Below are 931 nucleotides of genomic sequence, written 5' to 3' on the forward strand. Positions count from 1 at the left end.
GTTGGTTCCTGATAAATCAACAGACTCAACTCCCTCTCAACCAAGCGTGAATAAGCCAAATACATCTGTACAAAAAACTACAACTACGAGTATTTCTACTAACATCACAAATAACACTGTATCATCAAGTAAATTACCAAAAACTGGAGACAGTAAAGCAAGTACGCTGTTAGTAATGGTAGCTGGTTTATTTATCCTTGCAGCCGGAACCCTCTATCTCTTCTTTAATTCAAAGAGAAAATACAAATAAGTAATGTAAAATTATTCTGTATCCATTCATGAAATTGCTTTTTAAGATGTCACTCACTCTTTCGCAGAGGTGAATGAATGCAGTCAAGCACGCAATACTTGTTCTTGCCGAAAGGCACAGAAAAAACTCCGCATGAAATGGACATAATGAAATTGCCATCGGACCTTTTTCGAAGTACCAGAAAAACAAGAACAAAAACGACCGTTCTGATATGACCCTAAAAGTTAGACTAAAAACTAACATTTGGAGGTCTTTTATTTTCACAAAATATTCTTTTGAATTTAAATACAAAGTGGTTCAGGAATATCTCTAAGGCGAGTGAGGATACCAATTTCTAAGCAATAAATACGGAATTTCCCACTTTGAACTTGTTCATCAAAGGATCAATAGATATAATGAATTTGGAATTGCTGGCTTACAACGGAATAGACAAAGAACAGCCAATCCTTATGACAATGCAATGATGGAGTCTTTTTACAAAACTTTAAAGAGAGAAATTATTAATGAGGCTCTTTTTGAGACAAGAGCTGAGGCTACTCAAGAAATATTTAAATACATTGAGACCTATTACAATACAAAAAGGATGCATTCAGGTCTTGATTACAAGTCTCCAAAAGACTTTGAAAAATATAATTCTTAAATTCTCTTAACTCCGTGTCTAGTTTTTCGTTGACTTTCCAA

At 34.2% G+C, this 931-nt stretch carries 2 protein-coding genes; both read left to right on the forward strand.

The window, feature by feature from the left end:
• On the forward strand, positions 1-250 hold a 250-nt coding region (locus LDP15_RS12110; RefSeq protein ID WP_225513621.1), incomplete at its 5' end, for an LPXTG cell wall anchor domain-containing protein.
• Positions 251-602: 352 nt separating this feature from the next.
• On the forward strand, positions 603-890 hold the full coding sequence (locus LDP15_RS12115; protein WP_373442504.1) for an integrase core domain-containing protein: 288 nt from the start codon (positions 603-605) through the stop codon (positions 888-890).
• Positions 891-931: the final 41 nt, after the last annotated feature.

Source organism: Lactococcus sp. SK2-659 (assembly GCF_020218185.2).
In the GTDB taxonomy this organism is placed as follows: domain Bacteria; phylum Bacillota; class Bacilli; order Lactobacillales; family Streptococcaceae; genus Lactococcus; species Lactococcus lactis.